This is a genomic window from Cryptosporangium phraense (genome assembly GCF_006912135.1).
GTDB lineage: Bacteria > Actinomycetota > Actinomycetes > Mycobacteriales > Cryptosporangiaceae > Cryptosporangium > Cryptosporangium phraense.
This window is the reverse complement of record NZ_VIRS01000005.1, coordinates 126,792-150,462: the sequence shown is the minus strand read 5'-3', so window position 1 is coordinate 150,462 and position 23,671 is coordinate 126,792. Positions and strand designations below refer to the sequence as shown.

General features: G+C 72.1%; 22 protein-coding genes. 12 read left to right on the top strand and 10 right to left on the bottom strand.

What is annotated here, in order from left to right:
* Positions 1 to 3: 3 nt before the first annotated feature.
* The 9 genes from FL583_RS09450 (at position 4) to FL583_RS09410 (ending at position 9,486) form a co-directional block, all read left to right on the top strand.
* Positions 4 to 912 (top strand): response regulator transcription factor, encoded by a 909-nt coding sequence (locus FL583_RS09450; RefSeq protein WP_142704177.1) that lies wholly within the window; start codon positions 4 to 6, stop codon positions 910 to 912.
* The gene (locus tag FL583_RS09445) at positions 909 to 1,538 is read left to right on the top strand and encodes a hypothetical protein (RefSeq protein ID WP_142704176.1); all 630 of its coding nucleotides are present in this window, start codon (positions 909 to 911) and stop codon (positions 1,536 to 1,538) included. Before FL583_RS09450 ends, FL583_RS09445 begins: the two co-directional genes overlap by 4 nt.
* Positions 1,535 to 2,170 (top strand): ABC transporter ATP-binding protein, encoded by a 636-nt coding sequence (locus FL583_RS09440; protein ID WP_142704329.1) that lies wholly within the window; start codon positions 1,535 to 1,537, stop codon positions 2,168 to 2,170. The genes FL583_RS09445 and FL583_RS09440 overlap by 4 nt, the downstream gene beginning before the upstream one ends.
* A complete protein-coding gene (locus FL583_RS09435; protein WP_142704175.1) occupies positions 2,167 to 2,826 on the top strand; it encodes an ABC transporter ATP-binding protein in 660 nt (219 codons plus the stop codon). The genes FL583_RS09440 and FL583_RS09435 overlap by 4 nt, the downstream gene beginning before the upstream one ends.
* The gene (locus FL583_RS09430) at positions 2,823 to 5,471 is read left to right on the top strand and encodes an FtsX-like permease family protein (protein ID WP_142704174.1); all 2,649 of its coding nucleotides are present in this window, start codon (positions 2,823 to 2,825) and stop codon (positions 5,469 to 5,471) included. The genes FL583_RS09435 and FL583_RS09430 overlap by 4 nt, the downstream gene beginning before the upstream one ends.
* A gap of 255 nt (positions 5,472 to 5,726) precedes the next feature.
* The gene (locus tag FL583_RS09425) at positions 5,727 to 6,464 is read left to right on the top strand and encodes a response regulator transcription factor (RefSeq protein WP_142704173.1); all 738 of its coding nucleotides are present in this window, start codon (positions 5,727 to 5,729) and stop codon (positions 6,462 to 6,464) included.
* The gene (locus FL583_RS09420; RefSeq protein ID WP_205751968.1) at positions 6,461 to 7,888 is read left to right on the top strand and encodes a HAMP domain-containing sensor histidine kinase; all 1,428 of its coding nucleotides are present in this window, start codon (positions 6,461 to 6,463) and stop codon (positions 7,886 to 7,888) included. The genes FL583_RS09425 and FL583_RS09420 overlap by 4 nt, the downstream gene beginning before the upstream one ends.
* Before the next feature lie 77 nt (positions 7,889 to 7,965).
* Entirely contained in the window at positions 7,966 to 8,940 is a 975-nt protein-coding gene (locus FL583_RS09415; RefSeq protein ID WP_142704172.1) for a lysylphosphatidylglycerol synthase transmembrane domain-containing protein, read from the top strand.
* A 78-nt stretch (positions 8,941 to 9,018) separates the two neighbouring features.
* On the top strand, positions 9,019 to 9,486 hold the full coding sequence (locus tag FL583_RS09410; protein WP_142704171.1) for a hypothetical protein: 468 nt from the start codon (positions 9,019 to 9,021) through the stop codon (positions 9,484 to 9,486).
* 209 nt (positions 9,487 to 9,695) lie between these two features.
* Here FL583_RS09410 and FL583_RS09405 read toward each other — a convergent pair whose 3' ends face one another.
* From FL583_RS09405 to FL583_RS09395, 3 genes are all read right to left on the bottom strand, one after another.
* Positions 9,696 to 11,069 carry a ferredoxin reductase family protein gene (locus FL583_RS09405; RefSeq protein ID WP_142704170.1) on the bottom strand — a complete coding sequence of 458 codons (1,374 nt, stop codon included), beginning with the start codon at positions 11,067 to 11,069 and terminating at the stop codon, positions 9,696 to 9,698.
* 126 nt (positions 11,070 to 11,195) lie between these two features.
* Complete coding sequence (locus FL583_RS09400; protein WP_142704169.1) at positions 11,196 to 11,729, bottom strand: diguanylate cyclase domain-containing protein; 534 nt, start codon at positions 11,727 to 11,729, stop codon at positions 11,196 to 11,198.
* A gap of 89 nt (positions 11,730 to 11,818) precedes the next feature.
* On the bottom strand, positions 11,819 to 12,529 hold the full coding sequence (locus FL583_RS09395; protein WP_142704168.1) for a CHASE domain-containing protein: 711 nt from the start codon (positions 12,527 to 12,529) through the stop codon (positions 11,819 to 11,821).
* 778 nt (positions 12,530 to 13,307) lie between these two features.
* Here FL583_RS09395 and FL583_RS09390 point away from each other — a divergent pair.
* On the top strand, positions 13,308 to 14,582 hold the full coding sequence (locus FL583_RS09390; protein WP_142704167.1) for a hypothetical protein: 1,275 nt from the start codon (positions 13,308 to 13,310) through the stop codon (positions 14,580 to 14,582).
* A 311-nt stretch (positions 14,583 to 14,893) separates the two neighbouring features.
* Here FL583_RS09390 and FL583_RS09385 read toward each other — a convergent pair whose 3' ends face one another.
* On the bottom strand, positions 14,894 to 15,982 hold the full coding sequence (locus FL583_RS09385; protein WP_142704166.1) for a cupin domain-containing protein: 1,089 nt from the start codon (positions 15,980 to 15,982) through the stop codon (positions 14,894 to 14,896).
* A gap of 131 nt (positions 15,983 to 16,113) precedes the next feature.
* Here FL583_RS09385 and FL583_RS09380 point away from each other — a divergent pair, with 131 nt between their 5' ends.
* Both FL583_RS09380 and FL583_RS09375 read left to right on the top strand, forming a co-directional pair.
* Complete coding sequence (locus tag FL583_RS09380; protein WP_205751967.1) at positions 16,114 to 16,866, top strand: HpcH/HpaI aldolase family protein; 753 nt, start codon at positions 16,114 to 16,116, stop codon at positions 16,864 to 16,866.
* 1 nt (position 16,867) lies between these two features.
* Complete coding sequence (locus FL583_RS09375) at positions 16,868 to 17,956, top strand: LacI family DNA-binding transcriptional regulator (protein WP_205751966.1); 1,089 nt, start codon at positions 16,868 to 16,870, stop codon at positions 17,954 to 17,956.
* Here the strand turns inward: FL583_RS09375 and FL583_RS09370 are convergent.
* Genes FL583_RS09370 through FL583_RS09345 form a run of 6 tightly spaced genes read right to left on the bottom strand, consistent with a single transcriptional unit; the run spans position 17,930 to position 23,641 of the window.
* Positions 17,930 to 18,646 carry an alpha/beta fold hydrolase gene (locus FL583_RS09370; RefSeq protein WP_142704164.1) on the bottom strand — a complete coding sequence of 239 codons (717 nt, stop codon included), beginning with the start codon at positions 18,644 to 18,646 and terminating at the stop codon, positions 17,930 to 17,932. The two genes, FL583_RS09375 and FL583_RS09370, sit on opposite strands and share 27 nt — an antisense overlap.
* Positions 18,643 to 19,404, bottom strand: coding sequence for an SDR family NAD(P)-dependent oxidoreductase (locus FL583_RS09365; protein ID WP_142704163.1), 762 nt, complete (start codon positions 19,402 to 19,404; stop codon positions 18,643 to 18,645). Before FL583_RS09365 ends, FL583_RS09370 begins: the two co-directional genes overlap by 4 nt.
* Positions 19,397 to 20,713, bottom strand: coding sequence for a histidinol dehydrogenase (gene hisD / locus FL583_RS09360; RefSeq protein WP_142704162.1), 1,317 nt, complete (start codon positions 20,711 to 20,713; stop codon positions 19,397 to 19,399). Before hisD ends, FL583_RS09365 begins: the two co-directional genes overlap by 8 nt.
* A 23-nt stretch (positions 20,714 to 20,736) precedes the next feature.
* On the bottom strand, positions 20,737 to 21,543 hold the full coding sequence (locus tag FL583_RS09355) for a nitrilase-related carbon-nitrogen hydrolase (protein WP_142704161.1): 807 nt from the start codon (positions 21,541 to 21,543) through the stop codon (positions 20,737 to 20,739).
* Positions 21,540 to 22,682, bottom strand: coding sequence for an ester cyclase (locus tag FL583_RS09350; RefSeq protein ID WP_142704160.1), 1,143 nt, complete (start codon positions 22,680 to 22,682; stop codon positions 21,540 to 21,542). The genes FL583_RS09355 and FL583_RS09350 overlap by 4 nt, the downstream gene beginning before the upstream one ends.
* Positions 22,679 to 23,641, bottom strand: a complete 963-nt coding sequence (locus FL583_RS09345; protein ID WP_142704159.1) for an ABC transporter substrate-binding protein — start codon at positions 23,639 to 23,641, stop codon at positions 22,679 to 22,681. Before FL583_RS09345 ends, FL583_RS09350 begins: the two co-directional genes overlap by 4 nt.
* Positions 23,642 to 23,671: the final 30 nt, after the last annotated feature.

The window sequence follows — 23,671 nt, the reverse complement described above, 5'->3', positions numbered from 1 at the left end:
CGCATGTCGATCACGTATCCGGAGGCCGTCGTCGTCGGCGAGCTCCAGAGCGTCACCCGTTCGGTCTCTACCGCATCGCGGCCGGTGCCGTCGGGCTGGTGCTCATTGCCTGATACCGCCGGTCTCCTCCTCGTGGAGGACGATCCGGTGATCGGCCCGACCCTGCGTCGTGCGCTCGCCGCGCAGGGATACACCGTCGCGTGGGAGACCACCGGCCGCGGCGCGCTGTCCGCCGCCGTCCGGACCCCGCCGGACCTCGTCCTGGTCGACCTCGGGCTGCCGGACCTGGACGGACTCGAGGTGACCCGGAGGCTCCGCGCGACGGTACCGAATGCCGTCGTCGTCATCCTCTCCGCGCGCACCGACGAGATCGACGTCGTCGTCGGACTCGAAGCCGGGGCCGACGACTACCTGACCAAGCCGTTCCGGCTGGCCGAGCTCCTGGCGCGCCTGCGCGCGCACATCCGCCGCGGCGGGGCCGCCCAGCGCGTCGGCCAGGACGCCTATCAGGTGGGTCACCTGACCATCGACCGCGCGGCCCGCCGGTGCACGCTCGGCGAGACCGAGGTCGCGCTCCGCGCGCGCGAATTCGACCTCCTGACGCGCCTGATCGCGTCCGCCGGTGAGGCCGTCCGCCGGGAAACGCTGATGGCGGACGTGTGGGACGAGAACTGGTTCGGGTCGACGAAAACGCTCGACGTGCACGTCGCCGCGGTCCGCCGCCGGCTGGGCGACGCCGAGCAGATCGCCGGTGTTCGCGCGCCGATCCTGACGACGCTGCGAGGCCACGGTTACCGCCTGGAACGGGAAGAGTTTGCCGGGCGGTTACCACCGCCCGAGCGTCCGATTGCCGGTCGGCTCCTAGCGTCCGATCCGAGGACAGAAAGCGAGCCGAGGAGGCGGTCGTCGTGAGGATAGTGACGCGGACGGTGGTGGCCGGGCTCGGTGTGGGCCTGGCGCTGGCCGGCTGCAGTGCGTCGTCGGATTCGCCGGCCGAGTCGTCGTCGGCGCCGACGGCGTCTTCGTCATCGGCGGCGGCCGGGCCGTCGTCCGGAACCTCGCCGCAGGTGGAGGTGAATCCGCCGGGCGACATCCCGGACGATCAAGCCTTCGTCGCGTACCGAGGCTCCGGCTACACCGTGAAGGTGCCGGAGGGATGGGCGCGAACCACGAACGCCGGTGAGGTCGTCTTCGCCGACAAGTACAACAGCGTCACGATCACCACCGCTCCGAGCGCGACCGCTCCGACGCCGGCTGGTGCGCGGGCCCACGAGCTGTCGGCGATCGAGACGTCGGTGGACGGCTACCGCGCCGGCTCGGTCCGCACGGTGCGGCGGCGCAGCGGGACGGCCGTGCTTCTCACCTACCGCGCTCGGTCCGCGGTGAACGCCGTCACCGGCAAGGTCGCCGAGCAGGACGTCGAGCGGTACGAATTCTGGCGTTCCGGCACCGAGGTGATCCTGACGCTGGCCGCGCCGGTCGGCGCGGACAACGTCGACCCGTGGCGCATCGTCACCGACTCTTTCGCGTGGACATGACGATCGTGGCCGAGAACCTGTACCGCTTCTTCCACGCCGGAGACGACGAGACCCACGCGCTGCGCGGGGTGTCGCTCAGTGTGGAAGCGGGGGAATTCGTGGCGCTCGTCGGCCCGTCCGGCTCGGGGAAGTCCACGCTGCTGCAGTGCCTCGCCGGCCTCGACGAGCCCGACGGAGGAGTCGTGCGGCTGGCGGGGGAGAGGCTCTCCCGTCGGCCGGAGGCGGAGCGAGCCCGGCTCCGGGCCGGCCGCGTCGGGGTACTGGCCCAGAGCGGGAATCTCTTTCCGCACCTCACGGTCGCGCAGAACGTCCGGCTGGTGCAGCGCGGGACCAGATCGCTGTCCCACCTCGCCGGCCTGGGCATCGGCCACCGCGCCGACGCGTTTCCCGAAGCGCTGTCCGGAGGGGAGAGTGTCCGGGCCGGTCTGGCTGTCGCGCTGGCCAACGACCCGGTGATCCTGCTCGCCGACGAACCGACCGGCGAGCTCGACGCGACGACCGAGCGGCAGGTGCTCGACCTGCTGCACCGGCGTGCGGAGAGCGGCACGGCGCTGCTGATTGCCAGCCACAGCAACGCCGTAGCGGATGCCGCCGACCGGGTACTGAGCCTCGAGGACGGGGAACTCCGATGACCGCGCCGCTCGTCCGGTGCGTGGGCGCTGGCCTGACCTACGGGGCCGGCGTGACGGCGCTGGCCGAGGTCGACTGCCTGGTCGAGGCCGGCGATCAGGTGGCGGTGATGGGACCGTCGGGCTCGGGGAAATCGAGCCTGCTGCACGTGTTCGCCGGTCTCGTGCGGGTGACGTCGGGAGACGTCAGCTGGAACGGCCTGGAGGGCTCACCCCGCGACCCCGAGCGTGTCGGCCTGATTTTCCAGGAGCCTGCCCTGGTGCCGGCTCTGACGGTGCTCGAGAACGTGGCCTTACCGCTGACGTTCGCCGGGATGCCCGTCGTGGAGGCAGCGGAGCGGGGCCGCGACGCGCTGGATCTGGTCGGTGTCGCCAACCTGGGCGACGCCCTGCCGCAGGAGGTGTCCGGCGGCCAGGCGCAGCGGGCCGTCATCGCCCGCGTCGTGGCCTGCCGGCCGCGGCTGATCCTGGCCGACGAGCCGACCAGCAAGCTCGATCGCGCGACGGCCGGTCGCATCATCGACGTCCTGCTCCGGGTCAGCGACGATCTCGGGGCCGCTCTGGTGATCGCCACCCACGACCCGGCGGTGGGCGGCAGCCTGGAAGCTCGCTGGCAGGTCGAGGACGGCCGGCTGCGATCCCAGGCGATCACGCTATGAACCGCTTGTGGCTGGCCGGACTGGTACGCCGGCAGCCGTGGCGCCTGGTCGGACCGGCGCTCGGGGTCGCCCTCGCGGTCTCGTTGCTGGCGAGCCTCGGCGCTTTCATCTCGTCGGCCAAGGCCACCATGACCAGCCGCGCGGTCTCGTCGATCGCGGTGGACTGGCAGGTCCAGGTGACCGGAGACGCCTCCGCTTCGACGGCCGCGGGCCTCGTCGCCCGCGAGCCGGGCGTCCGGCACACCGAGGTTGTCGGCTTCACTCAGGTGCCGGGGCTCAGCACCACGATCGACGGCAGCACGCAGACCACCGGAAGCGGCGTCGTGCTCGGGCTACCGTCGACCTACCGGACGGCCTTCCCTGATCAGCTCCGCGTACTGACCGGGGCGTCCGAGGGGGTACTGCTCGCTCAGCAGACCGCGTCCAACCTGCATGCCGGCCCGGGCTCCCGGGTGGCGATCGCGCGCGACGGAGCCGCGCCGCTGCTCGTCACCGTCGCCGGAATCGTCGATTTTCCCCAGGCCAACTCGCTCTTCCAGACCGTCGGCGCACCGGCGGGCGCGCAGCCGACCGCGCCTCCGGACAATGTGGTCGTCCTACCGTCGGCGTTGTACCGGACGTTCGCCGCGCCGGTGCAGCGGACGCGGCCCGACCTCGTCACCGTTCAGATCCATGCCGCCCGTACCCATCGTCTGCCGGCCGATCCGGCGGCCGCCTATACCGCGTCGACCGCCGCGGCCCGTCGGCTGGAGGTCCGCGGTGCGGGGTCGGTGCTGGTCGGCGACAACCTGGCCGCCGCACTCGATGCGGCCCGCAGCGACTCCGGGTATGCGCAGATCTTGTTCGTGTTCCTCGGCTTGCCGGGAGCCGTGCTCGCGACCCTCTTGACGGCTGCGGTCGCCCACGCCGGCGCCGGGCGGCGCCGTCGAGAGCAGGCGCTCCTCCGAATCCGGGGCGTGTCCCAACCGGAGCTGCTGCGACTGGTGACGCTCGAGTCGGTGGTCGTCGGCCTGTTCGGCTGCGGCGTCGGGACTGCGGTCGCTCTGGTCGCCGGAGCGACCGTGTTCTCGGTCGGGATCGATCTCCCGTGGATCGCGGCGGCCGTCGGTACCGGGGTACTGATCACCGCGGGCACGCTGCTCCGGCCGGCTCGGCGCGATGTCGGCCGGCACACCGTTCACCAAGCGAACACGGTTGTCCCGGTGGGGGTCCGCCTGCCACCCTGGGCGCGCTACGGGCTCGACGCCGTCGCGCTGCTCGGAGCTGTCCTCGTGTTCACCGCGGCCGGGCACAACAACTACCAGCTGGTGCTCGCCCCCGAGGGGGTGCCGACCATCGTCGTGTCGTACTGGGCGCTGGCCGCCCCGGCGCTGCTGTGGCTCGGCGGTGGTCTGGTGATCTGGCGGCTCGCCGACCTCGTCCTCGGCCGCGGCCGCCGGCTGGTCGCCTGGCTACTTCGGCCGCTCGCCGCGGGGGCCGCGCCGTTGCTGGCGGCCGGCATCGGCCGGCAGCGACGACCGTTGGTCGCCGCCGTGGTGCTGCTCGCGATGTCGCTGGCCTTCGCGATTTCCACGGCCGGCTTCAACGCCACCTACCGGGCACAGGCCGAAGCCGACGCCCTGCTGACGAATGGTGCCGACGTCACGGTGGCCGAGTCGCCCGGAACCACGGTCGGCCCGGGGTACGCGCAGAGCCTCGCCCGGATTCACGGTGTCCGGGCAGTGGAGCCCGTCCAGCACCGCTACGCCTACGTCGGTACCGACCTGCAAGACCTCTACGGCGTCCAGCCGTCGACGATCCGGTCGGTCACCGCACTCCAGGACGCCTACTTCCTGGCCGGCGGCACCGCGGCGTCGCTGATGCGGATGCTGGCTGCGGAACCGGACTCGGTCCTCGTCAGCTCGGAGACCGTCAAGGACTATCAGCTGCGGCTCGGGGACCGCATCAATCTCCGGCTGGTCGACGGGCGCACGCACGGTCAGGTGACCGTGCCGTTCCACTACGTCGGCATCGTGGCCGAGTTCCCGACGGCGCCGAAGGACAGCTTCCTCGTCGCGAACGCGTCGTACGTCGCGCAGCGAACCGGCAGCGACGCGGTCGGGACGTTCTTGATCGACGCCGGCAACGGCGAATCGACCGCCGTCGCCTCGCGGGTGCGAGAAGCGGTCGGGCCCCTGGCGGCGGTCACCGACATCGCGACCGTGCGCGGGCACATCGGTTCGAGCCTGACGTCCGTCGATCTCAGCGGCCTGACCCGGATCGAACTCGCCTACGCGCTGATACTGGCCGCCGCCTCCGCCGGCCTCGTGCTCGCGCTGGGCCTGAACGAACGCCGCCGATCTCTGGCGATCATGAGCGCCGTCGGGGCCCAGCGACGGCACGTGAGCGCGGCGGTGGTCGGCGAATCCGGGGTGCTCGCCATCGCAGGCCTCGGGTTCGGGGCGCTCCTCGGCGGCCTCCTCACCCAGCTGCTGGTGAGCATCCTCGCCGGTGTATTCGACCCACCGCCGTCCGTGATCACCGTGCCCTGGGCGTATCTGGGCGGCCTCGCGGCGATCGTGCTGGCCTGCGTCGCGGTGGTGACGGCCGGAGCCATCCGGGTAGCGGGCCGGCGCGGAGTCGGCGCCCTCCGGGACCTGGCCTGAGTAGTCGGACCACTCCGGCGCGTCGCTCGAGCGGCCGGCCTCGTCCGCCGGTCGCCGGCTCCGCGCAGCCATCCGATCCTCACGATCTTCTTAGCCGGCGCGCCCTGCTGCCTTCATAGGCGGCACCGATGGTGACGAAGCAACGACCGACCGGACCGCGGCGCCGTCGCCTACGGGACTCGGCACGAGGCGCGTGCAACGCTGAGCCCAGCCTTCCCGGTCCGGAGCGTGAGCAGGTGGCGACGAAAGGTTGACATGCGGATTCTGGTGGTGGACGACGACGAGGCCGTGCGGAACTCGTTGGCCCGCACGCTCCGGTTCGAAGGCCACGAGGTCGAGACGGCGCGGGACGGGCTCGCCGCGCTGGCCGCGGTCGCCTCGGTCGAACCCGACGCCATGATTCTCGACGTCAGCATGCCCGAGCTCGACGGGTTGGAGACTTGTCGGCGGCTGCGAGCCGAGGGCGTGCTGTTGCCGGTGCTGATGCTGACCGCGCGGGACAGCGTCGGCGACCGGGTGGCGGGGCTCGATGCCGGTGCCGACGACTACCTGGTCAAGCCTTTCGCGCTGCAGGAGTTGCTGGCCCGGCTGCGGGCGCTGCTGCGTCGCTCGTTGCTCTCCTCCGGGCCGAGTTCCGCTGCTGAACCGGCTCTTGCCTCCGAGCCGGCCGTGGCCGTGGCGGGGGAAGGGGCGCTGACGTTCGCGGACCTTCGGCTGAATCCTGGTACCCGCGAGGTGTGGCGAGGCGAGCGGCCGGTACGGCTGACCCGCACCGAGTTCTCGATCCTCGAAGTGTTCCTGCGGAACCCGCGGCAGGTGTTGACCCGGTCGGTGTTGTTCGAGCGGGTCTGGGGCTACGACTTCGGTGAGACGTCCAACAGCGTGCATGTCTACCTGGGCTATCTGCGCCGGAAGCTGGAGGAGGACGGCGCCCCCCGACTGCTGCACACCGTGCGCGGCGTCGGGTTCGTACTCCGGGAGGAGCCACTGTGACCGCACTCGCGCGGTGGTGGCGCTCGCGGACGCTGCACACGCGCCTGTCGCTGTTGATCACCGTTGCGGTGGGTGGGGCGGTCGTGTGTCTGGCGATGGCCTCCTGGCTGGCCGTCGCGGAGATCCAGCAGCACCAGGTGCAGTCCGAGCTGACCACCGACGCGGACGCGATCGCGGCGCAGCCGCAGCAGTGGCTGGCTGGTTCGGCGACGCTGCCCGAGGTAGACGGCCGACCGGAGGGCGGCCACCGCGGACGGCACCAGCTCGGTCCCCGCTGGCAGATCCTCGACGCGGCCGGCGGCGTCCTGACCGACTCCAGCGTCGGGTTGCCGATCAGCGCCGACGCCCGCCGGGTCGCCGCCGGTCAGCGTCGATCGGTGCAGGAAGACGTGACGCTCGACGGCGACAGCTACCGGATGCTGACCGTGCCGGCGACCGGTGGAGGCGCGGTGCAGGTCGCGGTCAACGAAGACCCGGGGAACAACACGCTGACGATGTTCGGGGTCGCGCTGGCCGTCGCGACCCTGCTCGGCGTCGGAGGCGCGGTGTGGCTCGGTCGGGTGGTCGCCCGAGCCGGCCTCCGACCGGTCCAGGAATTGACGACGGCGGTCGAGGAGGTCGCGGCCACGACCGACCTCACCCGTCCGGTCCCGGTCGCCGGTGACGACGAGATAGCGAGGCTCGGCCGGTCGGTGAACACGATGCTCACTGCGATCGAGAGTTCCCGCCGTGCGCAGCGCAGCCTCGTCGAGGACGCCGGACACGAACTGCGGACGCCGCTGACCAGCATCCGCACCAACATCGAGCTCCTACTGGCCGTGGAACGCCACCCGGAGCGCGCCCACCGGCTCCCACCGGAGGAACGGGCGAACCTGCTGCGTGATCTGGACGCGCAGGTGGCCGAGTTGGCCACGCTCACGACCGAGCTCGTCGACCTGGCCCGCGAGGACACCACCCGGGAGGAGATCGAGCCGGTCGACCTGGCCGACGTGGTCGCGGCCGCGGTGAACCGCGTGCGCATCCGGGCACCTGGCCTCACGTTCACCGCCGAGCTGGGCTCCGCCGTGATCTCGGGCCGGCCGGGCGAGCTGGAGCGAATGGCGGTCAACGTGTTGGACAACGCCGCCAAATGGAGCCCGCCGGGCGGGACGGTTCGCACCGAACTGCGCGTCGACGCCGACGGGTGCCTGCTCACCGTGACCGACGACGGTCCAGGCATCGACCCCGTCGACCAGCCGCACGTCTTCGAGCGCTTCTACCGAGCCACGGCCGCCCGCGGGACACCCGGATCGGGCCTGGGCCTGGCGATCGTCGCACAGACCGCGGCGCAACACGGTGGGACGGTCATGGTCGATTCCGTGCCGCCGCACGGCACCGTGATAGCCATCCGGCTGCCGTGCGCGCGATCTTCATCCGTTTCTTAGGCTGCCGCGCGCACGCTTCTCACGGTCGGTGCCGAACCTGGGGAACGTCCAGCTCCCGCACAGGATCGGATCCGTCCATGCACCGCGTCCCGAACCGGTTCCGTCGCTGGCTACGGCTGATGCTGGTGGTCGTCGGAGTCGCGCTCGCGGTCGTGGAGCTGCGCGGTCACCTGCCGGACGCGGCCTCGGCGTGGGCGGTGCTGCGGCAGGCCAGCCCGATCTGGCTCGCCGCCGCCCTGGTGCTCCAGGTGCTCTCGATGGCGGCGTTCGCCGAACAGCAGCGCCATCTGCTCGCCGGGTTCGGGGTGCGGATGTCGGCGCTGGTCTCACTGGCGGTGACCTACGCGCACACCGCGATGTCCTCCGCGCTGCCGGCCGGCTCGGTCGTCTCGGCGGGCTATACCTTCCAGCAGTTCTGTGTCCGCGGAGCGAGCAAGTCGGTCGCCGCCGCGGTCATGGTCCTGTCCGGTGTCGCCTCGACCGCGGGATTGCTGGTCCTCTACGGCGGGGACGCGCTGAGCTGGCTGAGCCTCGGAGCGCGGATGCTGGCCGGTGTACTCGCCGGAGCGCTCGTGCTGCTGGTCGGGTGGGCCTACTCCCGGCGTCCGCAGCGGGCAGGCGGGCCGAGCACGGCGCTGCCCTCGTCCCGGGCCGGGCGCGTCGTCCGCGCGGTGCGCGAGACCACCGCGCTGGCCCGGACCGTTCCCCCGCGCCGCTGGCTCGGAGTGCTCGCGCTGGCGATCGTCAACTGGCTCACCGATTTGGCGTGTCTGCTCGCCGCCCTGCACGCGGTCGACCTCACCGTCCCGGCCCACGCGGTGGTCGCCGGATACCTCGCCGCGCAGCTCGTCCGCCAGATCCCGATCACGCCGGGAGGCGTCGGCGTCATCGAGGCCAGCCTGATTCTCGCGCTCACCACGGCCGGTGCGCCGTTGGCGCCCGCCACCGCGGCCGTACTGATCTATCGCTTTCTGTCCTGCTGGATGGTCCTGCCGGTCGGGCTCGTCTGCTGGACGACGCAGCGGAATCCCCGGGTCCAACTAGCCGCCTAGCTCGCGTCCTCACCGCTCTTAGCGCTTTCTTATTCACACGAGTCAGACCCTCTTAGAGCCGCCGCCGACGCTGACGGTATGAGTGAAACGACACCGGGCCCGGGCGACACCGAGCCGACCCCGCCCGCGCCTGACACCACCGCGACCACGGCCGCGCCGAGCACCCCCACCGCGCGCAGACGCTTCCGCTTCTCCGGCGGACGGTGGACACCGAAACGACGGGTATCGCTGCTGGTCGCCGGCGCGGCCTTGGTGATCGGCTGCCTGTTCGGCGGCGCCGTCGTCGCCGCCGGGGCTGCTGTCCTCGGCGACGAAGGACACCGCGGCGGGGGCGACCGCGAACACGGTCAGGTCGACGGCCGCGGGCACGGGAACGGCGGCGAGAACCTGGGCGACAGGGACGGCCGGGAGCGTGGCCGCGAGGGGCACCGGGACGAGCCCGGCCCGGACCCGTCGACCACCGCGCCCAGCTCGAGCAGCCAGAGCAGCCCGAGCACGGGAGCGCCCTCCACGGCCCCGGCGTCACCGGTCCCGTCCGCGTCCTGACCGGGCAGCCCGGGGCTCTGCGCGGCGTGAGTTTTGCCCAGGGAGGCCCGGGCCTGCTCCGGTTGGTGGTCGGGGGTGTCGCGGAGTCTCTGGAGCGGAACGCGCGCCGCAGTCGGAACGCCGTGGTCGGGAGCGTCGTGGTCGGGAACGCCGTGGTTGGACATGTCGCTCGCGAGTCGGGTCGCCGTCGCTGACCGGCGGGGTACCGGTCAGCGCCAGTCGAAGTGTTCGCGGTGGAGGTGGCGGGCGGGAATTCCGGCTCGGCGGAACTGGCGGAGGAAAGCGGCGACCATGGGCGCCGGTCCGCAGAGGAACACCGAGAGCTGCCGCGGGTCGGTGTCGCGGACGGCGTCAAGAACGTCGGCGGCGGTGAGGTAGCCGCGGTCGGTCGTGTCGTGCAGGTGGACGTGCACACCGGGGTTCCCGTCCGCGATGCGGGTGATCTCGTCGGCGAACGGGGCGGGTCCGGTAGTGGCGTAGAAGAAGTCGACGCGAGCGTGCGAGGGCCGGTGTTCCAGTGACCGCAGCCAGCTGAGGAACGGGGTGACGCCGATGCCGCCGGCGATCCAGACCTGCCGGTCGGTGCCGCGGGCGTGGTCGAAACGTCCGTGCGGGCCGCCGATGACGGCGGGCATGCCGGGCTGGACGGTGTGGTGGATGCGGGTGGTGTCGTCGCCGAGGGCCTTGATCGCGAAGGTCAGTGTGCCGTCGGCGGGGGCGCCGGACATGGTGAAGGGGTGACGTCGCCAGCCGTCGGTGGTTTCCAGGAACAGCATCGCGAACTGTCCGGGGGTGAAGTGCATCGGACGTCCGAGCGGCGCGAGTTCGAGTTCGAGGATGCCCGGCCCGGCCGGGCGAGCGGCGGTGACCTGGTAGTCGTGCAGCGGCAGGAAGTGCCGCGCGAGGGTTTCGCGGTAGAGGTAGAACACCAGTCCGGTGCCGCCGGCTAGCAGGTAGCTGCCGCGCAGCAGGCCGGAGTCGAACATGGTGGCGTCGAGCAGTCCGTGGACGAAGCCCGCCGCGAGGAACATGCCGGTCAGGCGGTGCAGGGACCGCCAGCGTTCATAGTTGCCGAACACGACCCGGCAGGCGCGGGTGATCCACCGGGCGGCCGTCAGGCCGGCTGCGGGAGTGATCGGCCGGACGCGGTGCCAGGGCAGCATGTCCCGCCAGCGTGGCGCGATCGCCCAGACCGTGAGCGCGGCCAGGCCCCAGACGCCGATCAGGGCGAGCGTTCCCCCCGACCCCCCGCCCTGATCTCCCGGGGTCGGGGGTGTGCTGCCCGGGGTCAGGTGGTCGTGCTGGCCGGTGGCGAACAGCAGGTGCGGGATCAGCAGCAGCACACCGGTCATCGACAACCGGCGATGCCAGATCGCGGTCCGGTCGATGCCGTCGAACCAGGTCTCGACGGCCGGGAGCACCGAGATCAGCACGATCGCGATCGCCATCAGCAGCACTGCCTCGGCGCCGGCCAACTGCGCGAGGAACGACACCCAGTTCCCGTCGTCCGGGCCGACTCCGACCCACAGCGCCGCGAACCCGAACGCCAGTCCAGCGACGCTCGCCGGCCCCCAGCGCCGCATTGGCGGGAGCAGCCCGCCGGGCGCGCGAACCGCAGGCCGAGCCAGCACACTCACCGGTCCACCACCCACCGTCGACGGATAGGTACTTATCGTGCATATCAGGTCGGGGTTGCAGCGAAGCGGGCGCTACCGGTGAGCGGCCGGTCGCGCGACGGCCGGGTCCGGTGGCGGTCCGGTGGCTTCGACGCAGCGGTTCTTGCCGGTGTTGTTCGCCGTGTACATGGCGGTGTCGGCCGCGCGCCGCAACTCGTCGGCTCCGGTCCCGGGGCGGCTGAGGGCGATGCCGATGCTGGCCGAGACCCGGGCGTCGGCGGGTGTGGTGAGGCCCTCGAGGAGGATCGCGAATTCGTCGCCGCCGAGCCGGGCGACGGTGTCGACCAGCCGCAGACTGTTCTCCATTCGTGCGGCCACGGTCCGCAGGACGGCGTCACCAGCGGCGTGCCCGCGCTGGTCGTTGATCTGTTTGAAGCCGTCGAGGTCGATGGAGAGCACGGCGGCCAGGCGGTCGGCGCGAGCGTGGGTGGCGATGTCGTGGCGCAGCGCGGCGGTGGCGTCGGCGACTTGGCGCAGGGCGCGGCTGCGGCTGCCGGCCAGGACCCCGGTCAGCGTGGCGAGCAGCACGGTCAGGGCCGCCCCGGCGGCGAGGGTGAAGCGGCTCATCCCGCGGTCGGTGACCGCCAACAGATGGGTAGTGGGCCAGACGGTGAGCTGCCAGGAGCGTTCCCCGAGGGTCAGGGTGCGGCGCCGGATCAGCGTGGCCTCGGCGATCCGGCGCCCGGGCGCGGTCGACGCGAGGACAGTTCCGTCGGAGATCCCCTCGGGGCGTCTTCGGAGACCTGAGCTCGGACCGCGCCCTGTCCGCGGTCGAGCAGGATCCGGGAGAGGAAGTTCTGCCCCCGGACGGGCATCACGATCCAGCCGCGGAACACGTCCGGTTCGCCTGAGCCGATCCCGGAGTAGACCGCCACCGTGAACACCACCGACTGCTGGCGCCGCGGCAACGCCAGGTGCTCGTCGCGCAGCAGCAAGAACGCGGGGCTGATCGTCAGGCCCCCGTTCTGCCGCGCGGCCCGCAGCGCCTGATCGGCCGCGACGCTGGGGGCCAGGTCCAGGCCGGCGATCCCGGCGGGCCGGTCGAAGGTGTGTTCGAATATGACGAACGCGTGTGACGACGCCCCGGCCGCCGGTCGTCGCGTCAGGCCCGGTGTGCCCTCAGCGCGCCACGCCCGCTGCATCCCGGGGATCTGCGCGGTGGTGGCGGGCACCACGAAGTCGACCGCGGCCGCGCCCGGCAGCCGGGTGGTGTCCAGCCCGGCGGTCAGCTCGTCGGCGTAGCGGTCCATCACCTGAACGGCGTAGCGGTCCTCGCCCCGGTCGACCAGACCGAACGCCGCCACCGTCACCAGGCCACCGGTGACCAGGACAGCGACCACCATGGCGAGGGCCGCCCAGCCCAGCACCCGCCCACCCCTGCCTCGCGCCCCCACTCCGCCCTGATCGGCGTCCCGGCACGAACACTGAACAATCCGTTCCGGCCGGGCCCACAGGCCTCGCCCGCGGCGACGCGGTCAGGCGAGAATCCGGCCGGCGAAACCCGGAGGGGGACAGGGCTGCGGACGGGCATCGAAGGGGGGATGGCGCCCGTTTTCGCAGGGGCGGTGCCAGTGGACCATCCGGCCGGGTCCGTGTACCGGATTGCCACCGATGATGACCAACCGGCCGTGAGGCCGTCCGCGACCGGCCGGCCTGCGCCCGGGACAGGCTGCCCTCCGTCCACGGCCTACCACCTTCGCCCCGGCCAACCTCACCACAGAGCGTCCACAGCGGTTGGCCCACCACTGCCGGATCGACACTGACGCTGGGAGGGGGCCGACGATGCGGGCTATTTTGTCGAAGCTCAGGCTGCAGCGTCTCGGTCTAGGGGTCTTACTTGCTCGGCATGCGCAGGCCTTCCGCTAGCCGCGTCGAATGGCGCGTTCTCGCCGAGGGCTACTCCGGAGCCCCGATGCGCAGTTCCATCGCGAGAGGGCGGGTGCTGGCCTGGAACTATAGGACGAGCCTAGGTATCCGCCGAACCCCCTAGGCGGCGACGGTCCAAATTGGCCTACACTGCTGCGCCATCGGGACCTGATCACACCACTCACAGACGGAGACGTCGGCATCGTGAATGCTCACCCGTCACAATCATCGTCCGCGCCCCCCGACCGCTTCGGCTCGCTCGTCCTCATCGGACTCTCCTTGATCGCCTCGTTCTGGGTGGCCCAGGGCTGGGTCAAGGTGGCCCACGACTGGCTCGGCATCGCCGGGCCGGAGGGCTATCTGCTGTTCGGACTGTTCGAATGCGTCATCGTGTTCCTGGTCCGGCACGCCTACCGGGCCCGCCTGGCCCGGGACCCCACGACCGCGCTGTGGGCCGCGATCTGGACGCTGACCTTCATCAGCGTCGCCACCCAGGTCGGCCACGCGCTCGACAGCGACCACCCGGGCTCGGCGCTGGTCTACGGACCCGCGTCGCTGATCACCGTGGGGCTCTGGCAGCTGAAGATCTTCCAGGGCAGCCGCGAGGCGCTGCGCGCCCGGGGCCTGCTGGCCCCGCCGGAGCCCGGCTTCCCGATGCGCTTCCGGCGACGGTTCCGCAGCCTGGTGAAGCGGGCCGTGCTGGTCGCCTCCTACGAGGGCATCGACAAGCCGGAGGTCGCGCTGGAGCGGGCCCGGCAGCTCTACCCCGACACCGCGCTGCCCTGGGAGCGGGCTCAGGCGGTGGCCGCTCTCCGCACCGAGCAGGGCCTCGGCAAGAGCGTGATGATCAGCCGGAAGAAGGCCGCCACCATGCTGGCCGTCCGGGAGGCCGAGGTCTTCCGGGTCCGTGGCGAACGGCTCCAGGCCGACGACGCCCACGCCGAGGCACTGCGCCTGGCCACCGAGGCGGCCGACGTCCGGGTCGCGGCCGAGCGGGACGCCCGCCAGGCCGCCGAGGCCCAGGTCGCCGACCTGACGGCCGAGCTGGAGCGGGGCGTGGCCGAGCTGAACGCGGCGACGGCGAACGCCCGGGCCCAGTTCACGACCGAGATCGAGCAGCTGCGCGCGATCCTGACCAGGGAGTCCGCCCTGCGCGAGGCGGCTCAGCTGCGGTCCAAGCAGCTCGAGGACGACCTGGCCGCGGCCCGCGAATCGGCCGAGCGCACGGCCGAGCGGCTCACCAGCGCGGCCCTGTCCGGCAACCGGTCGGGCGGCTCGCGACGCGGTGGCCGGAACGACCAGCGGGACGCCGAAGGCGCCAAGCCGCCGGCCACCGAGGACACCGGCACGCACCGGATCGTTCCGCTGCGGACCGGCGAGGAGCGGGTCGCCGCCATGCTCGCCCACACGACGGACCCGGACTACCGCTGGACGGCCCGCGAGGTGCGGTCGGTGGCCGGTGCCGGCGGCGAGAACTGGCGCGACTACGTCACCGCGTGGTCGTCGCAACTGAACGAGATCGATCAGGCCGACAAGCAACGCGCAGGCGCCTGACGAACCGCCCCTCCGAGAGGCCAGCCTCTCGGAGGGGTCCGTTCACACGTGCTCCCGGACCGCGTTCGAGAGCTGAACCCGCGACTTCACCCGCAGCTTCTGAAAGATCGCCCGGACGTGCGTCGCGCACGAGCGCGTGCCGGAGGTCGACGGCGTCGGTGGTGTCGGGCTGGGCGGCCGGCTCAGCCGTCATCAGCACTTCCGGACGCCGTCTCCGTTGCCGCCAAATGTCGACGGCCAGGTGGTACCGGATCCCCGAAGTGCCGTCCGCCGGTCAGCGGCGCGGCCGTGGCCCCGCTTGCAGCGGTCGGTCAGATCAAGTGGGCCGGGGCCAGGTAGCCGTTCGCGTCGAGGGCGACGTCCCGCTCGCGCGCGGCCGCGACCACGGCCGGGTCCCAGTCGATCCGTACCCGGCCGTCGCCGCTGGTCAGCAGCGCCAGCTGGCCGGTCTCCGGGCCGACGCTCTCGAACCGCCGCCAGGCGCCGGCCGGCACCGAGAGCGTGTCGTAGGGTCCGAGCTCGACCGAGACCGGCTCCTCGTCGTTCAGCGTCACCCGCCAGGTGCCCGACTTCGCGATCAGCACCTGGGGCTCGTCGATGCGGTGCCTGGCCACTCCCCGGCCGGTCGCGGCCCGCAGCCAGGCGATCGAGAAACCGTGCGGATCGGCCAGGCGGGGGGCCTGGTCCCGGTTCTCGGTCAGCCCGTACCCGATCACCAGCGCGAGCTCCGCCCCGCCGTCGTCCAGGAACGCGTCCGACCGCCAGACCAGGTCGTCGGGGCGGGCGAGCCGGGTCCGCATCTCCTCGACCGACACGGAACGGAGCCCGGCGAGGTCGTCCTCCGACATCGGCCCGACGACGCCCACCGATGGCACCGTGCCCGGCTCCACCTCGATCAGTCGGTGGTCGAGGCCGAGGAACATGCCGGTCTCGGCCGCGGCCGCGATCACCGACGGCGCCCAGATCAGGCCGCCGCTCTCGTCCCGGCCCAGCGCGGTGTAGAGCCAGGCGTCGTCGCTCTCGCTGGTGAAGCCCCGGAAGATCCAGGTCGGGATCGAGATCACGTCGCCGTCGCCTACCGTCGCCTGGCCGTCGGTGCCGTCGACGCCCCAGCGGAACGTCCACGAGCCGGCGAAGCAGAAGAACACCTCGGCGGTGAAGTGCAGGTGGAGGTTGTTGACGGTGCCCGCGGGCATCACCGCGCCGCCGAGGTTGAACCCGTGCGGCTCGGTCACCGGCACGACCTGCTGCCCGTTCTCCGAGACGCCCGGGCCGATCAGGGGGTAGTTCACCTTCGACCGGCTGCCCGGGATCTTCGTGTCGAGGAAGGCCGCGGTGTCGGGGACCAGGTCCTTCCGCAGGATGGTCCGGGCTTCCAGCTCAGCCGCCGTGATCCGCATCGGTGCTCCCGTCGATCGTGCATACGTATGCACCATCAGACCCAGCCGGGCGATCATTGTCAATGTTCTAGGCTGCGCATACGTAACCGAACGGAGAGCCACGAATGCGCGCCAGTGCGATACGAACGTTGATGAGCGGCGGCGGGACCGCGGTGAACGCCTGGCTGTCGAGCGACAGCCCGTACATCGCCGAGGCACTCTCCCACGCCGGGTTCCACTCGGTGACCGTCGACCTCCAGCACGGCATGTTCGGGGTCGACGGCGCGATCGCGCTGCTCCAGGCGATCAGCGCCGGTCCGGCCGAGCCGTTCGCGCGCTGCCCCGACCACGACCCGGCGGTCATCGGGAAACTGCTAGACGCGGGCGCCTACGGGATCATCTGCCCCGGCATCGACACCCCGGCGCAGGCCGAGGCGTTCGTCTCGGCCTGCCGCTACCCGCCCACCGGCCGGCGCAGCTTCGGCCCGGCCCGGGCCCTCCTGTACGGCGGTCCCGACTACACCGACGAGGCCGACCGCACCGTGATGGCCTGGGCGATGATCGAGTCGGCCCCGGCCCTGGAAGCGGTCGACGCGATCGCGGCCACCCCCGGCCTCGACGGGCTGTTCGTCGGCCCGAACGACCTGGCGCTCGCGCTCGGCCAGCGGGCCGGCCAGGTGCCGCCGCCGACCGAGGTGGAACAGGCCTGGGTGACGATCCTCGAGGCGGCCCACCGGGCCGGGATCTACGCCGGCACGTTCTGCGCCAACGGCGAGATCGCGGCGCGCCTGGCGGCGCTCGGCTACGACTTCGTCACGCCCGGGAACGACCTCGCGCTGCTGCGGGCCGGCGCCCGTCTGGCCCTCCGGGCCGCCCAGGCCGCCCCCGACGGTTCCGGCTACTGACGTGCCCGCTCGCAAGATCACCAGCTTCGACGTCGCCGCGCGAGCCGGCGTCTCGCAGGCGACGGTCTCGCGGGCGCTCCGGCGGGACCCGAGCATCGGCGCGGAGACCGTCCGCCGGGTCCTGGAGGCCGCGCAGGCGCTCGACTACGTGCCCAGCGCCCGGGCCCGCGCGCTCTCGACCGGCAGCACCCAGCGCATCGCGATGGTCGTCGACCTCGACAACCCGCTGTGGTCGCTGCTGGTCGGCCGGCTCCACGACGAGCTCGCCGGTCGCGGCTACCGGCTCACGCTGCTGGCCGGCCACGGCGATCCCGACGACGTCGAGGAACACCTGCTCGGCGGCGGCGTCGACGGGGTGATCGTCAGCACGGCCCGGCTCGGCTCGTCCCTCCCGGCCACGCTCCGCCGGCGCGGGGTGCCCGCCGTGCTGCTCCACCGCTACGTCGAAGGCTCCGATCTGGACGCCTCGGTGGCCGACAACCGGGCCGGCGGAGCGGCCGCCGCGCAGATCCTCCTGGACGCCGGTCACCGCCGGATCGGCGCACTGCTCGGCCCGGACGACACCAGCACCGGCCGGGAACGGGCGGCCGGATTCCGTTCCCGGCTCGCCGAGGCCGGCGTCGACCTGCCCGACACCCGGGTCCGGGAGGGGGCGTTCGACCAGGCCCACGGGGCCGAGTCGCTGGCCGCGGTGCTGCGCGGACGCCACCGGCCCACCGCGCTGTTCTGCGCGAACGACATCATCGCGATCGGCGCGCTGAACGCGGCCTCCGCGGCCGGGCTGCGCGTGCCCGACGACCTGGCGCTGGTCGGGTTCGACGACCTGGAGAGCTCGGCCTGGCCGATCGTGTCGCTGACCACGATCCACGTGCCGTTCGGCGACATGCTCCGCTCCGCGGTGACGCTGCTGCTGGAGCGGATCGGGGGCTTCGCCGGCGGCGGCCGCCGGGTGATCCACCCGGTCACGCCGGTCCTGCGATCCACGCACTGCGCCCCCGCGCCGCCATCGCCCGGCTCCGCCGCGCCGCCATCGCCCGGCTCCGCCGCGCCGGCCGCGGGCGGCTCAGCCGTGCAGCCACTGCCGGAGTAGCGACGCCACGGCGTCCGGGGCTTCCAGCGGCGACAGGTGGCCGACACCGGGCAGCACGTGCAGCCGGGCGCCCGGGATCCCGTCGGCCAGCTCCTGCTGCAGCGCAGCCGGGCTCACCTCGTCCAGGTCGCCGCGGATCACCAGCGTGGGCACCGCGATCGTGGCGAGACCGGGACGCGCGTCGGTGCGGGACTGCTGCACGGCCAGCTCGCGGCGGAACCCGGCCGGGCCGACCGAGGACGCCATCCGCACGTTCACCGGGACGAGATCGCGGCGGCCGGCCGGGAGCGTCGCCTCGGCCAGCTCGCCGGCGACCGCGTCGAACTCCCCGGCCGCGACCCGCTCGTCCCAGCCGCGCCAGGCCTCCCGCTGGGCGTCGGTCGGGGCGCGTCCGCTGCTGTTGAGCAGCGCGAGGCGCTTGATCCGGTGCGGCTCCTGACGCACCATCTCCAGCGCGACGATCGCGCCGAGCGAGTGCCCGGCCAGCGCGAACTCCGGGGGCGCGTCGGCCAGCGCCCCGGCGGCCGCGTCGGCGATCGTCTCGTCGAGGTCGATGCGCCCGACCCGGATCGTGGCGACGTCCATCAGGCGCTCGGCCACCGGATCCCAGGCGTCGGCGTCCCCGAGCATCCCCGGCAGCAGCACCAGCTCGGGACGGCGCCGCCGCTCGAACGGCGGCTCCTGAGTCACCGGCCCACCATGCCGGCCGACAGGTCGATGTCGGCGCAGTGCAGGCCGGTCATCGTCAGCATCGCGACCAGCGCATCGGCCACCTCCGACTCCTCCACCATCCGCCCCAGCGTCGCCCGTGACGTGAACGCCCGCTCGGCCTCCTCGACGCTCACCCCGCTGCGCTCCGCCTCCAGCCGGTAGTTCCGCTCCATCCGCGGCCCCCGCACCGGCCCCGGCGACAGCGTGTTGACCCGCACCCCGGCCGTCCCGACCTCGGCCCCGAGCGTATTCGACAACCCGATCACTGCCATTTTCGACGCGGTGTACGGCGTCCGGTTGGCCAGCGGACGCTTCCCGCTGACCGACGACAGGTTGATGACGTCGCCGGCCCCGCGCGCCACCATCGGCGGCAGGAAGGCCCGGCACACCAGGTAGATCCCGCGGACGTTCACCGCGAAGACGTCGTCCCACTCGTCCGGTTCGATCTCGGTCAGCGGCTTCACCGGGCCGGGCACGCCGGCGTTGTTGACCAGGATCGAGATCTCCTCGTCGGCCAGCTCGTCGGCCAGCGCGGCCACCGACTCCGGCGAGGCCACGTCGACCGTCGCCACCCGGGCGTTGCCGAGCAGCGCCCGGGTCTCCTCGAGCGGCTCGCGCCGACGCCCGGTCAGCACCGTTCGGACGCCTCGGGCGTCCAGCGCCGTGGCGAACGCCCGGCCCAGCCCGTTGCCCGCCCCGGTGATCAGCGCGGTCCGCGCGACCAGCCGATCAGGCATGGACGTAATGGTTGGACCACGACAGCGGCGCCCCGGCATACTTCGCCGCCCGGACGTCGCCGGACCGGGCGTGCCCCTCGAACAGCTCGACCCGCGACGCCCGCCCGCACACCTCGCCGAGGTACGCGCTCGACGCCGGGTCGGTGACCTCCTGGTACGTCACCGTCCGCAGGTACTTGCCGACCCACAGCCCGCCGGTGAACCGGGAGTTGCCCCGGGTCGGCAGCACGTGGTTGGTGCCGATCACCTTGTCGCCGTAGGACACGCACGTCCCCTCGCCGAGGAACAGCGCCCCGTAGTGCTTCATAGCCGTCAGAGCCTCGCGCGGCGAACGCGTGAGGACCTCCACGTGCTCGCTCGCGAACGAGTCGGCCACCGTGAACGCCTCCTCCAGGGACGAGACCACCAGCACCTGCCCGTGGTCCCGCCAGGCCGGCCCGGCCAGGTCCCGGGTCGGCATGTCCACGAGCAGCTTCTCGATGAACGCAAGAGCCGCCGAAGCCACCGACGATGACGTCGTGACCAGCACCGCCGGGGAATCGGGCCCGTGCTCGGCCTGGCTCAGCAGGTCCACCGCGACGACGAACGGGTCGGCGTCGTCGTCGGCGATCACGAGGATCTCGGTCGGACCGGCGAACAGGTCGATGCCGACCTCGCCGAACAGCCGCCGCTTGGCCTCGGCGACGTAGGCGTTCCCGGGCCCGGCGATCAGGTCGACCCGGTCGATCGTCTCGGTGCCCAGCGCCATCGCGGCCATTGCCTGCACGCCGCCGAGCAGGTAGATCTCGTCGGCACCGGCCATCGCCATCGCCGCCACCGTCGCGGCCGGAATCGAACCCCGGATCGGCGGCGTGCACGCCACGACCCGCTCCACCCCGGCGACCTTCGCGGTCACGATCGTCATGTGCGCCGACGCGGTCAGCGGGTAGCGTCCGCCCGGCACGTACGCGCCGACGGCCGCCACCGGCACCTGCTTCTGCCCGAGAATGACGCCCGGCAGCGTCTCGACCTCGAAGTCGGTCAGCGACGCGCGCTGGTGCTCGGCGAACCGGCGCACCTGGGCCTGCACGAACTCGATGTCGTCGATCACCTGCCGGGGCAGGCTGCCGATCAGCTCCTCGATCTGCGCCGCGCTCAGCCGGAACGACGCCGGCGACCAGCCGTCGAACTTCGCCGAGTACTCCGCCACCGCGGCATCGCCCCGGGAACGCACGTCGTCCAGGATCGCGGCGACGGTCGCGGCGACGTCGGGATCGGTCACGGACGAGCCGCGGGGCGCGCTCGGGACAGACTTCAGGTAGGTGATCATGCGGAAACTCCCAACGAGAGGGGTCAGAACTGCCGGTAGACGTCGGTCCGGCGGTCGGCCAGGACGTCGTTGACGTCCGAGATCGTCTTCCGACGCGCAGCGCCGAGGTCCACGTCCACCGCTATGGACGCCACGCCGGGTCCCGCCGTCGCGAGCACCCAACCGTCCGGGTCGACGATCGACGTGCCCTCGGTCCAGGACTGGCCGCGCTCGACGCCGGTGCGGTCGCAGCAGGCGAGGTAGACCCGGTTCGCCCGGGCGGCGGCCATCGCGGTCACCACCTCGCCCGGGCGTTCGCCGTCCGGACGGGGCATCAGCGGCCAGTTCGTCGGCACGGCCAAGACGTCGGCGCCGGCCAGGGCCAGGCCCCGGGTCATCTCCGGAAACTCCATGTCGTAGCAGATCAGGACGCCGACCCGGCCCGCCGCCGTCTCGACGACCGGGGGAGCGGCGGTGCCGGGCGAGAACGCCGTGCCCTCGGCGTCCCAGAGGTGGGTCTTGCGGTAGACGGCCAGTACGCCGGACCGGTCGACGACCGCGGCGCTGTTGTACACGCGACCGTCGTCGCCGGCTTCGCAGAAGCCGCCCACGACTGTCGCGTTCCCGGCCGCCCGGCCCCAGTCCGCGAGCAGCGGGGAGCCAGGCGGGATCGCCAGCGACCGCGCCTCGGCGGCCGACGAGAACACATAGCCGGACGTGACGAGCTCCGGCAGCACGATCAGGTCGGCGCCGTCCGCGGCGGCGGCCTCGACCGCCGCCGTGGACGTACCGGCGTTCGCCGACAGGTCCCCGATCACCGGGGCGAGCTGGGCGCAGACGACCCTGGTCACGGCACCATCGGGGCCGGGGCGTCGCTGAGGATCTGGGCCATCACGTCGAACTCGTTGAACAGGTTCCACTCCTCGGTGACGCGCCCGTCGGTGACGTAGAGCTGCGAGATGCCCCAGAGGTGGACGCGCCGCCCGGTCGGCGGCCCGTACAGCCCGTACCCGCGGTGCGAGCCGGCCGCGGTCCACCGGACGCAGATCCGGTAGCCGTCGGTGTCGTTGCCCATCCAGTAGACCTCGTCGACCTGCATCCCCAGGTCGGGGAACGTCGCCAGCAGGCTGCGGGCCATGCCCTTGACGTCACCCCGGCCGTAGCCGGCCCGGTTCGACGTGCCCTTCCAGCGGACCGTGCTGCTGTAGGACCGGTCGACGGCGCTGAGGTCCCGCCGGTTGTAGACGTTGTGGAACAGCGCCCGGACGAAGTGCTCGGGGTCGAACCCGGGCCCGTCGTGCTCCGGGTAGTACTCGGGTTTGCGGCCGCCGGTCAGCCGGTCGACCTCGGAGACGTACCGCTCGGCCACCGGGGTGCCGGCGATCTCGTTGCCGAACCGGCGGGCCGCGTCGGCGACGTCGATTCCGAGCTGGGCCAGCTTCGAGCCCATGTTGTAGAGCACCCACTCCTCGAAGATCTCGTTCTCACGGATCACGCAGTTGGCGATGCCCCACATGTTCATCCGGCGCCCGGTCGCCGGCCCGTGCTCCCACGGGCCGAGGTGGTGGCCGGTCGTGATGTACCGGTGCGACGTGACGAACCCCTGCACGTCGTCGCCGGCCCAGATCACGTCGTCGGCGTACGACCGCAGGTCGGGGAAGGCGTGGATGCTCTGCATCGTGCCGGCGACGACTCGCTCGACGCCGTAGTGCGCACCGTGGTCGTCGTGAACGAAGCAGCCGGGCGCGTACGTGTCGTAGATGTAGCCGACGTCCTGGTCCTCCCAGATCCGGTGGGTGATCCGGACGATGTAGTCGAGGATGTCGACGTAGGTGTCGTCGAAGCCCTTCATCGAGTGGCGCCGCTCGCCCCGCTCGGCGGCGGCCCTCGCGGTGTCGGTGCCGGTGCCCGGACGGATCGCGATCGCGAAGTCCGGCGGCATCGTCCGAGCCGAGGGTCCGTCGCCGAGGTGCTGGCCGATCAGGGTCATGAGCAGGTCATCTTGTAGATGTACTCCTGCACCTCAGCGGTGTTCAGGTTGTCCTTGGTCGCGACGACGAACGGCGACGACTGCTTCTTCGGCACCGACTCGCCCTTCCAGATCTTCTGGGCCGCCTGGATGCCCTGCTTGCCCTCGCCGAACGGGTACTGGACGACGAGCGCGTCGGCCGCGCCGTTCTTCAGCGCCTCGACGATCGGGTCCGACGTGTCGTAGCCGACGACCTTGATCTGCCCGGTCCGGCCGGCCTCGCGGATGCCGGTGACCGCGCCCTCCGTGTTGTTCGTGGTGACGCCGAAGATGCCGTTCAGCGCCTTGTTCGACGTCGCGGTGGTGGACGCCAGGTTCGCGGCCTTCGCGGTCGCGTTCTGGGTGTACTGGACGCCGAGGAACTTGATGCCGGGGAACTCGGCGATGCCCTGCTTGAAGCCCTCGACCCGGGCGTCACCGATCGGGGTGCCGGGTTCGTTGTTGAGCGCCATCACCGCGCCCTGGCCGTTCAGCAGCTCGCCCATCTTCTTGCCGGCGAGCTTGCCGCCCTCGATGCTGTCGGACTGGATGTAGGTGTTCATGACGCTGGGGTCCTGCAGGTTGTCGTCGATCCCGATCACCGGGATGCCGGCCGCCTTGGCCTTGGTCAGCGGCGCGATCATCGCCTTGGTGTCGGTCACCGAGATCATGATCGCGTCCGGCTTGGAGGCCACGACCGCGTCGACGATCTGCGTCTGCTTGGCGACGTCCCACTCCGACGCGCCCTGGTACGAGAACTTGACCCCGTCCTTCTTGGCCTGCTCGGTCGCACCGCAGGCGACCGTTTGGTAGAACGGGATGCCCGACATGCCCTGGATGTAGACGACTTTCTTGGACCCTGACGACCCTCCGTCGTCCGAGCTGCTACAGGCGGTGAGGAGCAGGGGTAAGGCGGCGGCCAGCACGAATACCTTGCGCATCGACGTTCCTCTTTCGGGGGTTTTGACGCT